The organism is Paraburkholderia sp. (genome assembly GCF_035656215.1).
Lineage (GTDB): Bacteria > Pseudomonadota > Gammaproteobacteria > Burkholderiales > Burkholderiaceae > Paraburkholderia.
Genome location: NZ_DASRSY010000206.1, coordinates 1 through 11,340, shown reverse-complemented (window position 1 = coordinate 11,340; position 11,340 = coordinate 1). Strand labels below are relative to the sequence as shown.

Sequence of the window (11,340 nt, the reverse complement as noted above, 5' to 3'; positions counted from 1 at the left end):
CATGATTGAAACGACCGATTCGCTGCGCGATTGCCTCGCGCCAGCGAAACTCAACCTCTTCCTGCACATCACCGGCCGTCGGCCAGATGGCTATCACACGCTGCAAACCGTCTTCCAGTTGCTCGACTGGGGCGACACCCTGCACTTCAAGCGGCGCGACGACGGCCTCATCACGCGCAGCACCGAAATCGCCGACGTACCGGCGGAACACGATCTCACCGTGCGTGCAGCGGCGCTCCTGAAGGCGCATACGGGCTCGCCCCAGGGTGTCGATATCGAAATCGACAAGCGCCTGCCGATGGGCGCGGGCCTCGGCGGCGGCAGCTCCGACGCGGCCACCACGCTGCTCGCGCTGAATCGTCTCTGGAAGCTCGATTTACCGCGCCTGGAATTGCAGGCGCTGGCGTTGAAACTCGGCGCGGACGTGCCGTTTTTTATTTTTGGAAAGAATGCATTCGCCCAGGGTGTTGGAGAAGCTTTAGACGTTGTACAATTGCCGCCGCGTCATTTCCTGGTAGTGACGCCGAGGGTTCATGTTCCGACTGCAGCGATTTTCTCTGAAAAAACGTTGACGAGAGACTCGAAACCCCTCATAATTACGGACTTTCCTGCAGAACTTAGCTGCAACACTGAATGGCCAGAAAGTTTTGGCCGGAATGACATGCAGCAGGTTGTCGTGGGAAAATACGCGGAAGTAGCGCAAGTGCTGCGATGGTTTGAGAACATTGCACCAGCGCGGATGTCTGGATCAGGTGCAAGTGTATTTGCAGCGTTCCGTAGCAAAGCTGAAGCAGAAGCGGCGCAAGCCAAACTGCCAGGCGAATGGAGCAGCGCAGTAACTGCAAGTCTCGATCAGCATCCACTCTTTACTTTCGCGTCATAAGTTTTGCATCGTCGAACGTTCCCTCGTTCGGCGAAGCTCAAAGTTAGTGTAGGGGAGTCGCCAAGTTGGTTAAGGCACCGGATTTTGATTCCGGCATTCGAAGGTTCGACTCCTTCCTCCCCTGCCAAAAATTCTCGCATTTCCCTCGCCCCCAGCCTGAAGTAGGTGCACGATGAGCAGCCATGACGGCCTGATGGTTTTTACTGGCAACGCAAATCCCGCGCTTGCACAGGAAGTCGTCAAAATCCTCGGTATTCCCCTCGGCAAAGCAATGGTTAGCCGTTTCTCGGACGGTGAAATCCAGGTCGAGATTCAGGAAAACGTGCGTGGCAAGGATGTCTTCGTCCTGCAGTCCACCTGCGCGCCGGCGAATGACAATCTGATGGAACTGATGATCATGGTCGATGCGCTCAAGCGCGCATCCGCTGGCCGGATCACCGCAGCCATCCCCTACTTCGGTTATGCCCGTCAAGATCGACGCCCGCGTTCGGCGCGCGTCGCCATCTCGGCGAAGATTGTGGCGAACATGCTGGAAATCGCCGGCGTCGAGCGGATCATTACGATGGATCTGCACGCCGACCAGATTCAAGGCTTCTTCGACATCCCGGTCGACAATATCTACGCTACGCCCGTGCTGCTCGGCGATCTGCGCAAGCAGAACTACGAGAACCTGCTGGTCGTTTCGCCGGACGTCGGCGGCGTGGTGCGTGCCCGTGCATTGGCCAAGCAACTGAATTGCGATCTCGCGATCATCGACAAACGCCGTCCGAAGGCGAACATTGCCGAAGTGATGAACATCATCGGTGAAGTCGAAGGCCGCACCTGCGTGATCATGGACGACATGGTCGACACCGCAGGTACGCTTTGCAAGGCAGCTCAGGTTTTGAAGGAACGCGGTGCGAAGCAGGTGTTCGCTTACGCCACCCACCCGGTTCTGTCGGGCGGTGCAGGCGAGCGTATCGCAGCTTCGGCACTCGACGAACTCGTTGTTACCGATACGATCCCGCTCGGCGAAGAAGCCCGCTCGTGCGCCAAGATCCGTTCGTTGACCAGCGCCGGCCTGCTTGCCGAAACGTTCTCGCGGATTCGCCGCGGCGACTCGGTGATGTCGCTGTTCGCTGAAAGTTAAGTATTTGCGAAGGCGCAACGTGCATTGCAGTACCGCACGCTGCGCTTTTGCACAATTGGCATGAACGAACGAAGGTTCGTGCCATCGCTCTGGGGCCTCAGCCATAACGGCTTGGAGGCCCCGTTTTTACTGCCTGGTCGCGGGCAGTGCATTGGAGATTCAACATGAAAGTAGTCGCTTTCGAGCGTTCCCTGCAAGGTACGGGTGCGAGCCGCCGCCTGCGTATCTCGGGCAAGACCCCGGGCATCGTATATGGCGCTGGTGCTGACACGCAATTGGTCGAACTGGACCACAACGCACTGTGGCACGCGCTGAAGAAAGAAGTTTTCCACTCGTCGATCCTCGAATTGGAAGTGGCCGGCAAGTCGCAACAGGTTCTGCTGCGCGACGTGCAATACCATCCGTTCCGTCAGCTCGTGCTGCACGTGGACTTCCAACGTGTCGACGCGAAGAAGAAGCTGCACACCAAGGTGCCGCTGCACTTCATGAACCAGGAAACCAACCCGGCAGTTAAGCTGTCGAGCGCGGTGATCTCGCACGTCCTCAACGAAATCGAAATCGAGTGCCTGCCGTCGGCACTGCCGGAATTCCTCGAAGTCGATCTCGCGACGATCGAAGCTGGTCACTCGCTGCACGCCAAGGACATCGTCCTGCCGGCAGGCGTTGTACTGGTTGCTCACGTTGAAGCAGAAAACCCGGTCATCGCAGCTGCAACGATCCCGGCTGGCGCAATCGCTGAAAGCGACGCCGCTGCTACTGAAGGCGAAGGCGAAAAGCCGGCTGCTTAAGTTGCACTGAGCGAGCAATCCTCTCGATCCGTTTCAATGAAACGGTCGACGTGACCCGCCGAGGTTCTCCCCGGCGGGTTTTTTTTCGGTTTTTTTCGGCTCGGCCGCATTCGGCTTCCGGGCCAGATGGACCTACGCAATCATGATCAAGCTGATCGTCGGGCTCGGCAATCCGGGCGCCGAATATACCGCGACGCGCCACAACGCCGGCTTCTGGCTAGTCGATCAATTGGCGCGCGAAGCAGGTACGACGCTGCGCGATGAACGACGCTTCCACGGTTTCTACGCGAAGGCGCGGCTTCACGGCGAAGAAGTGCACCTGCTGGAACCACAGACGTATATGAACCGCTCGGGACAATCGGTCGTGGCGGTCGCGCAGTTCTTCAAGATTCTTCCGGACGAAATTCTGGTCGCACACGACGAACTCGATATGTCGCCCGGCAGCGTCAAGCTAAAGCTAGGCGGCGGCAGCGGCGGCCATAACGGGCTGAAGGACATCACCGCGCATCTGTCATCGCAACAGTATTGGCGGCTGCGAATCGGCATCGGCCATCCGCGCGACCTGATTCCCGTAAGCGCGCGCGCCGGCGCCAAGCCGGACGTCGCCAACTACGTACTGAAGCCGCCGCGACGGGAAGAACAGGATGTGATCGATACGTCGATCGAACGTGCGCTGGCCGTGATGCCGCAGATCATCAAAGGCGAGCTCGAGCGGGCGATGATGCAACTGCATCGCAATCCCTGAGCGTTCCTCGTCCACACGCCCGCGCCCACGTCCGTTTCGCCGTTTCGCCGTTTCGCCGTTTGACCGTTTCGCCATCGACAGGAGAATCGCTTGAGCCGCTACTGGAGTGACATCGTTCACCGTCTGACGCCGTATGTGCCGGGCGAACAGCCCGTGGCCGCGCATCCGGTGAAGCTGAACACCAACGAGAATCCATATCCCCCGTCGCCGCGCGTGCTTGAGGCGATCCGGCAGGAACTGGGCGATGCGGGCGAGTCGCTGCGGCGCTATCCCGACCCGACGGCGCGCAAGTTGCGCGAAACGGTTGCCGCGTACCATGGCATTCGACCGGAGCAGGTGTTCGCCGGCAACGGCTCGGACGAAGTGCTCGCGCTCACGTTTCAGGCCTTGCTGAAACACGATAAACCGTTGCTGTTCCCGGATATCACGTACAGCTTCTACCCGACCTACGCGCGACTCTTTGAAGTCGACTATCGGACCATCGCGCTCGACGACAGCTTCGCCATCCATGTCGACGACTACACAGCGCCTAACGGCGGCGTACTGTTCCCAAATCCGAACGCGCCGACCGGACGACCACTGCCGCTCGCCGATATCGAGCGTCTGGTGGCAAGAAACACCGAATCGGTCGTGGTAGTCGATGAGGCCTATGTCGATTTCGGCGCCGAATCGGCCATCACGCTGATCGACCGCTATCCCCACCTGCTGGTCATTCAAACGGTATCGAAGTCGCGTTCGCTGGCCGGCATGCGCGTCGGCCTTGCGTTCGGCAATCCGGGGCTGATCGACGCGCTGAACCGAGTGAAGGACAGCTTCAATTCGTATCCGCTCGACCGGCTGGCGCAAGTCGCGGCCGTCGCTGCATACGAGGACGATGCATGGTTCCGCGACAACTGCGCCAAAGTGATTGCTAGCCGTGAGCGGCTGGCGGCAGGCTTGACGGCACTGGGCTTCGAGGTGGTGCCGTCGGCGGCGAATCTGCTGTTCGCGCGCCACGAAGGCTACGATGCAGCGACGCTCGTGGCACGGCTAAGGGAGAAGGAAATCTTCGTGCGCCACTTCAAAGCGGCACGAATCGACCAGCATCTGCGAATCTCGGTCGGTACCGATGCCGAATGCGACATTCTGCTGGATGCCCTGCGCGACATCTTCAGCGCTTACGTCGGATGACGATCGGATAACGATCGGAATAACTTCGCGCGCAACACAAAACGTTGCGGCAAAGGAAAACGGCGAGGCAGGCGCCTCGCCGTTTTCCATCATTCAACGCTCACGCGCCCTTCGCAACCTGCAGCGCGTGGTACTTCGCCATCAAACCTTCCGCCGTCTCCAGGTGCTCAGGGTCGCGCGGAATACACTCGACCGGGCAGACCTGAATACACTGGGGTTCGTCGAAATGGCCGACACACTCGGTGCATTTCTTCGGGTCGATCACGTAGATTTCCGGGCCCATCGAAATCGCGTCGTTCGGGCACTCGGGCTCGCACACGTCGCAATTGATGCACTCGTCGGTAATCATCAAGGCCATACTTCTCTCACTTCGCGCCGGCCGAAGCCAGCTTTAATCCGTCAATCCGACAGTTTACGCCGGTTACGGCTGTCCCGCCGAGACACCGTCGTCCGGATCCAGCGCGGCAACCTTCTCCTTCAGCCATTTTTCGACCGACGGGAACACGAACTTGCTGACGTCGCCGCCCAGTTGCGCGATTTCACGCACGATGGTGCCGGAGATGAACTGATATTGATCGGACGGCGTCATGAACATAGTCTCGACGTCCGGCAGCAGATAGCGGTTCATGCCGGCCATCTGGAACTCATATTCGAAGTCCGAGACGGCGCGCAGGCCGCGCACGATCACTCGAGCGTTATTGCTGCGGACAAAGTCTTTCAATAGCCCTTTGAAGCTCATCACCTGAACGTTCGGGTAGTGCCCGAGCACTTCATGAGCGATGTCGAGACGCTCTTTCAGCGTGAAGAACGGCTTCTTGTTGCGGCTATCGGCAACGCCCACCACCAGCGTGTCGAAAATGCTCGACGCGCGTCGAACGAGGTCTTCGTGACCGCGCGTCAGCGGGTCGAACGTGCCCGGGTACACGGCGACTACCATGAGACTTCTCCTCTCTTCAGACAAAGGGGCACGTCAAAGCGTCCACACGACGCATTTGGCACCGACCGCACGCGTGACGGTAACCGCCCGCTGCTTGTTTTGGAACGCGCATTATTCCTTATTTTCGCGCTGCAGCAAATGAAAGTGGACAGCGCCCGCTTTGCCTTGCCGCACGATCTCCCAGCCGGCGAGCGTTTCGTTCCCATCGAGTTCGAGCGCGTCGCCTGCTTCTACATACAGAAAGCCTTCAGGGCTCAACAACGGCACGGCCAGCGCAAGCGCCTTGTCGAGCAGATCGCCATCGAACGGCGGATCGAGGAAAACGACGTCGAACGATCCTGGTGCGAGACTCGCCGCGAGCCGCAAGCCGTCGGCTTCCGCGATTTCGATCGTACGCGCCGACAGGCGCTCCTGGTTCGAGCGCAATTGGCCGGCGGCCCGCGCGTTGCGCTCGACCATCAACACTCGCGCCGCGCCGCGCGAGGCTGCCTCGAAGCCGAGCGCACCGCTGCCGGCGAACAGATCGAGGCAGCGCTGGCCCTCCAGCCATTGGCCGAGCCAGTTGAACAGTGTTTCGCGCACGCGATCGGGCGTGGGGCGCAGGCCGTCGAGGTTAAGCACGGGCAGCGGCGTGCGCTTCCAGTCGCCGCCGATGATACGGATAGCGTGCGGCTTGCCGCCTTTGGACGAAGCGCCATGGGCGCGTGAAGGAGCAGAACGGGGCATGCAGTTTCGATTACGTTATGGAGGTGCCCGCGACGCCGATGCATGCGGGCTGGAGCGCCAACGTTACCACAGGGGCGCACGACGTCCAGCCTGGCCGTTCGGCCAATACGACGGGCGGCGGCGCGCCTGATAAAATGTGCGGCTTCCAGCGCCTTGCATCCCGCATCGCAACGCTGCCTGCCGCTCCCACCGGGCTCGTCCCGGCTGCGCGCCTCGGCGCGCGCTCTCACCACGCCAGATCATGTTCAGCTTTTTCAAACGATTCAAGGGTTCGAAAGAGTCCGATAACGCGCCAGAAGAATCGCAGACGGCGCCGGAAGCCTTCGCGCCCGAACCCGTCGTAGAAGCGCCGGCAGTGCCCGTCGCGCCGTCGGCGCCGCGGCCGGTTGCTCCGGTGAGCGTCGATACGCAGCCGGCTGCCGCTCAGCCCGCAAATGAGCCTGAACCCGAAGCTCCGGCGCCCGAAACCGTCGAAATCGTCCCGCCGCCCATACTGGACGCGAGCGCGAAGCGCTCGTGGCTGACTCGCCTGAAGACCGGCCTGTCGAAAACGAGTTCGAGCCTGACCGGCATTTTCGTCGGCGCGAAGATCGACGAGGATCTGTACGAAGAACTCGAAACCGCGCTGCTGATGTCGGATGCAGGGGTCGAAGCCACCGAGTTTCTGCTCGAATCGCTGCGCGAGAAAGTGCGCACCGAGCGCCTCACCGATCCTCAGCAGGTGAAAGTGGCGCTGCGCACGCTGCTGATCGACCTGCTCAAGCCGCTGGAAAAGTCGCTGATGCTCGGCCGCGCACAACCGCTGGTCATGATGATCGCGGGCGTCAACGGTGCGGGCAAAACCACCAGCATCGGCAAGCTCGCCAAGCATCTGCAAAGCTTCGATCAGTCGGTGCTGCTGGCTGCGGGCGACACCTTCCGCGCCGCCGCGCGCGAGCAACTGGCAATCTGGGGCCAGCGCAACAACGTAACGGTGGTGTCGCAGGAAAGCGGCGACCCGGCAGCCGTGATTTTCGACGCGGTAGGCGCCGCGCGTGCGCGCAAGATCGACGTCATGATGGCGGACACGGCCGGGCGCCTGCCGACCCAGTTGCATCTCATGGAAGAACTGCGCAAGGTGAAGCGGGTGATCGGCAAGGCGCAAGATGGCGCACCGCATGAGGTGCTGCTGGTGATCGATGCGAACACTGGCCAGAATGCCCTCACGCAAGTGAAAGCTTTCGACGACGCGCTCGGCCTCACCGGCCTGATCGTCACCAAACTCGACGGCACAGCGAAGGGCGGCATTCTCGCGGCAATCGCGCGTCAGCGCCCTATCCCGGTGTACTTCATCGGCGTCGGCGAAAAGGTCGAAGACCTGCAGCCGTTCAGCGCGGAAGAGTTTTCGGACGCGTTGCTGGGCGGTTAAACACTGCAACGGTCGTCGCGGAACCAGAAAAAAGGGCGCCTTCCGAGCGCCCTTTTTTCATTCAAACCACAGTATCATTCCGCGTCGGGCTGAACACCAGGCGCCGCACGAGCGAACGCGTCGAGTTGCATCGCGTGATCGTAGATGCGCTGAATCGTCGGAAACTTCGCCGTGTCGACCTTGAAGCGCTGGGCGTTGAACACCTGCGGAATCAGACATGCGTCGGCCAACGTAGGGGTGTCGCCGAAGCACAGCTTGCCGGTGCGCGGATCGCCCGCCAGATGCGCGTCGAGCGTCGCAAAGCCCGCTTCGATCCAATGCCTGTACCACGCGTCTTTCGCGTCGTCATCCACACGCAGCGTATGTTTCAGGTATTTCAGCACGCGCAGATTGTTTATCGGATGAATCTCGCACGCCACCTGCAACGCTACCGAGCGCACATACGCGCGTTCGGCCGGCGTGCCGGGCAATAGCGGCGGCTCGGGATGCGTTTCCTCCAGATACTCGATGATCGCGAGCGACTGCGGCATCACTTCGCTGCCGTCGACGAGCGTGGGCACGATACCGTCCACATTCACCTTGCGGTACTCGGACTTCAACTGCTCACCGCCGTCGCGCACGAGGTGTACCGGCACGTACTCGTACGGCAGATTTTTCACGTTCAGCGCGATGCGCACGCGATAGGACGCCGAGCTACGGAAATAGCTGTAAAGCTTCATGTTGTGTGTCTCCTCCAACCGCTCTTCAGACGACGCGTACGCTGAGCTCGCCGAGCCCGTCTACGCCGCCTTTCATGAGGTCGCCCTGCACCACTGCCCCGACACCTTCCGGCGTGCCGGTGAAAATCAGATCGCCCGGTTGCAGTTCGAACAGCGTCGACAGATAGGCGATTGTCTCAGCCACCGACCAGATCAGTTGCGACACGTCCGAGTTCTGCTTTTCCTCACCGTTCACCGACAACCAGATCGCGCCCTTCCCGACATGGCCGACCGTCGTTGCCGGATGGATCGGGCCGAGCGGCGCCGAGTGATCGAAACCCTTCGCGGTGTCCCACGGACGGCCCAGCTTCTTCGCTTCGGCCTGCAGATCGCGGCGCGTCATGTCGAGACCGAGCGCATAGCCGTACACGTGGTCGAGCGCGCTTTCGGCCCGGATGTTCTTGCCGCCTTTGCCGATCGCCGCCACCAACTCCATCTCGAAGTGAACGTTCTTCGATTGCGTCGGATAGGGAAATTCGCCGGTCACACCAGGCGCGACGTATAGCACGGCATCGGCGGGCTTGGCGAAGAAGAACGGCGGTTCGCGGTCGGGATCGTGCCCCATCTCGCGCGCGTGCGCCTCGTAATTGCGACCCACGCAGTAGATGCGACGCACCGCGAACTGCTCGCTGGAGCCCACGACCGGCACCGCGACCACCGGTGCGGGTGCAAACACGTAACTCATCCCGTTCTCCGTTTCTTGAATTTTGCCGCGCCCGCGCGGCGATAAAACGTTGAGTGTAACGCGCTGCAAAGCGCGATGCGCAGTCAGTCCGCATAGCCCGGCGCGGTCGGGGATCCCGGTGCATCGTCTCGCTGTACCGCTATAGATGCGATACTCACACCGAATAGTGTCCTTTGAATACCGTGGCCAACCGCCCAAAGGCGGCACGCCACCCCGTCCCACTGCGCCCGATGACCGACTCCGCCGACACCGCCAATCCTTTCCCCTGCGCCCGCTTTATCAAGGAAATCGGCCGCGGCCCGAATGGCGCCCGCGCCCTGACCGCAGAAGATACGCGCGCGCTCTACACCGCGATGCTCGACGGCCGCGTGGCCGATCTCGAGCTCGGCGCCGTGCTGCTCGCGTATCGCGTGAAGGGCGAAACCGCCGACGAACTCGCTGCCATGCTGGCCGGCGCGCATGCGTCGTTCGAACCCATTCATTTGCCGCACGCGGCGTTCCGGCCCGTGTCGATACCCACCTACAACGGCGCGCGCAAACAGCCCAACCTGGTGCCGCTGCTCGCGCTACTGCTGGCACGCGAGGGGGTGCCGGTGCTGGTGCATGGCGTCACCGAAGATCCGGGTCGCGTGACGAGCGCGGAAATCTTCACGCATCTGCAGATTCCACATGCTCGATCGCACGCCGAGATCGAAGACGGTCTCGCCGAGCGGCGTCTTGCGTTCGCGCCAATCGACGTGCTCGCGCCGAAGCTCGCTCGCCTTCTCTCGCTGCGCCGGCGGATGGGCGTGCGCAATTCAACGCATACGCTCGTGAAAATCCTGCAGCCGTTCGCGCCAGCGGGGCTGCGGCTCGTGAACTACACGCATCCGCCGTATCGCGACAGTCTCACGCAACTGTTCAACACGCACCTGGACGCCGCAGACGGCGGCGCCCTGCTCGCGCGCGGCACCGAAGGCGAAGCAGTGGCCGACACGCGGCGCCAGGTGCAAGTCGACTGGCTACACGACGGCATCTGCGAGACGCGTGTGCCGCATGAACGCTCGTCGCCCGACGCGCCTGAAGTCGACTTGCCTGAAGCTCGCGACGCCGCCACCACGGCCGCGTGGATCAGCGCTGTATTGCGCGGTGAAGCGCCCGTCCCGAGCGCGATCGAACGGCAGGTGGAGTTGATCGTGGATGTCGCGAAAACGCCCATGTAACGTGCGCGGCGGGAGTGCGGTACGGCGCTTACGGCGCCGCGCTCCCGCGCCGAATATGGCGGCCGCGGGTTGACACGCCACTGCGAGCCGTCATACATTAGACCCATGCGTTCCCTTCCGAACACCCTCCGAATTACCCTCGGCCGCCTAGCGCGGCCTCTATCGCTACGTCTAGCGTAAGTCAGACGTAGCACCGCGCTGGCAACTTGTGTTGCCCAAAGCGCGGTCCTCAAAAGCAGTTCCGTAGTTTCTGTTTCACCCCCGACCGTAGTTCTTCACAACCTGTAGTCGTTTGCATTCGTCCGTTTACCGTTCGGACGAAGCGCGAGGGTCAAATGCACGTTGCATGGGCTTCATCCACGTTCGTTTTCGCCGTCATCATGACGTTGTTCGTTCGCGCCCGCTCGTTGTTGCCGCTAGCCACCGGCTGGCAGGCCGTGCACCCGTGGCAGCCCGCCAGCCGCTCGAAGCCACACCCTTTCGCATACGACACAACGAACGAGGCTCATCATGTTGCGCAATCCTGCTGAGAAATACCGGCCCTTCCCCGCTGTGCGCCTCACCGGCCGCAAATGGCCAAGCCGCACGATCAACCAGGCGCCCATCTGGATGAGCACCGATCTGCGTGACGGCAATCAGGCGCTGATCGAGCCGATGAATGCCGCGCAAAAGCTCGAATTCTTCGAGATGCTGGTGGCGATCGGCTTCAAGGAGATCGAAGTCGGTTTCCCGTCGGCCTCGCAAACCGACTTCGATTTCGTCCGCAAACTGATTGAAGAAAAGCGCATTCCCGACGACGTGACGATCGAAGTGTTCGTGCCGTCGCGCGCTGAACTGATTGCGCGCACGTTCGAATCACTGAAGGGCGCGCCGCGCGCCATCGTGCACCTGTACAACGCGATCTGCCCG

12 protein-coding genes, 1 tRNA gene and 1 pseudogene are annotated in these 11,340 nt (G+C 61.5%); 9 read left to right on the top strand and 5 right to left on the bottom strand.

The window, feature by feature from the left end:
* The first annotated feature begins 1 nt into the window (after position 1).
* The 6 genes from ispE (at position 2) to hisC (ending at position 4,715) form a co-directional block, all read left to right on the top strand.
* Entirely contained in the window at positions 2 to 883 is an 882-nt protein-coding gene (gene ispE, locus VFE81_RS11625; protein ID WP_325044737.1) for a 4-(cytidine 5'-diphospho)-2-C-methyl-D-erythritol kinase, read from the top strand.
* A gap of 50 nt (positions 884 to 933) precedes the next feature.
* Positions 934 to 1,010 (top strand) — tRNA-Gln (locus VFE81_RS11620).
* A 45-nt stretch (positions 1,011 to 1,055) separates the two neighbouring features.
* Entirely contained in the window at positions 1,056 to 2,012 is a 957-nt protein-coding gene (locus VFE81_RS11615) for a ribose-phosphate pyrophosphokinase (RefSeq protein WP_035553584.1), read from the top strand.
* Positions 2,013 to 2,176: 164 nt separating this feature from the next.
* Positions 2,177 to 2,800, top strand: coding sequence for a 50S ribosomal protein L25/general stress protein Ctc (locus tag VFE81_RS11610; RefSeq protein ID WP_325044736.1), 624 nt, complete (start codon positions 2,177 to 2,179; stop codon positions 2,798 to 2,800).
* Positions 2,801 to 2,942: 142 nt separating this feature from the next.
* Positions 2,943 to 3,545, top strand: coding sequence for an aminoacyl-tRNA hydrolase (pth, locus tag VFE81_RS11605; RefSeq protein WP_325044735.1), 603 nt, complete (start codon positions 2,943 to 2,945; stop codon positions 3,543 to 3,545).
* A gap of 90 nt (positions 3,546 to 3,635) precedes the next feature.
* The gene (gene hisC, locus VFE81_RS11600) at positions 3,636 to 4,715 is read left to right on the top strand and encodes a histidinol-phosphate transaminase (RefSeq protein WP_325044734.1); all 1,080 of its coding nucleotides are present in this window, start codon (positions 3,636 to 3,638) and stop codon (positions 4,713 to 4,715) included.
* 100 nt (positions 4,716 to 4,815) lie between these two features.
* Here the strand turns inward: hisC and VFE81_RS11595 are convergent, their stop codons facing one another.
* From VFE81_RS11595 to rsmD, 3 genes are all read right to left on the bottom strand, one after another.
* Positions 4,816 to 5,073, bottom strand: a complete 258-nt coding sequence (locus VFE81_RS11595) for a YfhL family 4Fe-4S dicluster ferredoxin (RefSeq protein ID WP_325044733.1) — start codon at positions 5,071 to 5,073, stop codon at positions 4,816 to 4,818.
* A gap of 63 nt (positions 5,074 to 5,136) precedes the next feature.
* Positions 5,137 to 5,652, bottom strand: coding sequence for a pantetheine-phosphate adenylyltransferase (coaD, locus tag VFE81_RS11590; RefSeq protein WP_097391227.1), 516 nt, complete (start codon positions 5,650 to 5,652; stop codon positions 5,137 to 5,139).
* Positions 5,653 to 5,763: 111 nt separating this feature from the next.
* Positions 5,764 to 6,378, bottom strand: coding sequence for a 16S rRNA (guanine(966)-N(2))-methyltransferase RsmD (rsmD, locus tag VFE81_RS11585; protein ID WP_325044732.1), 615 nt, complete (start codon positions 6,376 to 6,378; stop codon positions 5,764 to 5,766).
* A 241-nt stretch (positions 6,379 to 6,619) separates the two neighbouring features.
* Between rsmD and ftsY the strand changes: the two genes are divergently transcribed.
* Entirely contained in the window at positions 6,620 to 7,786 is a 1,167-nt protein-coding gene (gene ftsY, locus VFE81_RS11580; protein ID WP_325044731.1) for a signal recognition particle-docking protein FtsY, read from the top strand.
* Positions 7,787 to 7,860: 74 nt separating this feature from the next.
* Here the strand turns inward: ftsY and maiA are convergent, their stop codons facing one another.
* Both maiA and VFE81_RS11570 read right to left on the bottom strand, forming a co-directional pair.
* A complete protein-coding gene (gene maiA / locus VFE81_RS11575; protein ID WP_325044730.1) occupies positions 7,861 to 8,505 on the bottom strand; it encodes a maleylacetoacetate isomerase in 645 nt (214 codons plus the stop codon).
* A 25-nt stretch (positions 8,506 to 8,530) separates the two neighbouring features.
* Complete coding sequence (locus VFE81_RS11570; protein ID WP_325044729.1) at positions 8,531 to 9,229, bottom strand: fumarylacetoacetate hydrolase family protein; 699 nt, start codon at positions 9,227 to 9,229, stop codon at positions 8,531 to 8,533.
* Between the two features lie 230 nt (positions 9,230 to 9,459).
* Here VFE81_RS11570 and ybiB point away from each other — a divergent pair, with 230 nt between their 5' ends.
* On the top strand, positions 9,460 to 10,431 hold the full coding sequence (gene ybiB, locus VFE81_RS11565; protein ID WP_325044728.1) for a DNA-binding protein YbiB: 972 nt from the start codon (positions 9,460 to 9,462) through the stop codon (positions 10,429 to 10,431).
* Between the two features lie 510 nt (positions 10,432 to 10,941).
* Positions 10,942 to 11,340 (top strand): annotated as a pseudogene (locus tag VFE81_RS11560) (hypothetical protein); the annotation flags it as partial.

What these genes read in the sequence shown, in the direction of transcription:
- VFE81_RS11570 (WP_325044729.1), bottom strand. Translation starts at nt 9,229, where the DNA reads ATGAGTTACGTGTTTGCACCCGCACCGGTGGTCGCGGTGCCGGTCGTG.
- coaD (WP_097391227.1), bottom strand. Translation starts at nt 5,652, where the DNA reads ATGGTAGTCGCCGTGTACCCGGGCACGTTCGACCCGCTGACGCGCGGT.
- ispE (WP_325044737.1), top strand. Translation starts at nt 2, where the DNA reads ATGATTGAAACGACCGATTCGCTGCGCGATTGCCTCGCGCCAGCGAAA.
- rsmD (WP_325044732.1), bottom strand. Translation starts at nt 6,378, where the DNA reads ATGCCCCGTTCTGCTCCTTCACGCGCCCATGGCGCTTCGTCCAAAGGC.
- ybiB (WP_325044728.1), top strand. Translation starts at nt 9,460, where the DNA reads ATGACCGACTCCGCCGACACCGCCAATCCTTTCCCCTGCGCCCGCTTT.
- VFE81_RS11615 (WP_035553584.1), top strand. Translation starts at nt 1,056, where the DNA reads ATGAGCAGCCATGACGGCCTGATGGTTTTTACTGGCAACGCAAATCCC.
- ftsY (WP_325044731.1), top strand. Translation starts at nt 6,620, where the DNA reads ATGTTCAGCTTTTTCAAACGATTCAAGGGTTCGAAAGAGTCCGATAAC.
- VFE81_RS11595 (WP_325044733.1), bottom strand. Translation starts at nt 5,073, where the DNA reads ATGGCCTTGATGATTACCGACGAGTGCATCAATTGCGACGTGTGCGAG.
- maiA (WP_325044730.1), bottom strand. Translation starts at nt 8,505, where the DNA reads ATGAAGCTTTACAGCTATTTCCGTAGCTCGGCGTCCTATCGCGTGCGC.
- VFE81_RS11610 (WP_325044736.1), top strand. Translation starts at nt 2,177, where the DNA reads ATGAAAGTAGTCGCTTTCGAGCGTTCCCTGCAAGGTACGGGTGCGAGC.
- pth (WP_325044735.1), top strand. Translation starts at nt 2,943, where the DNA reads ATGATCAAGCTGATCGTCGGGCTCGGCAATCCGGGCGCCGAATATACC.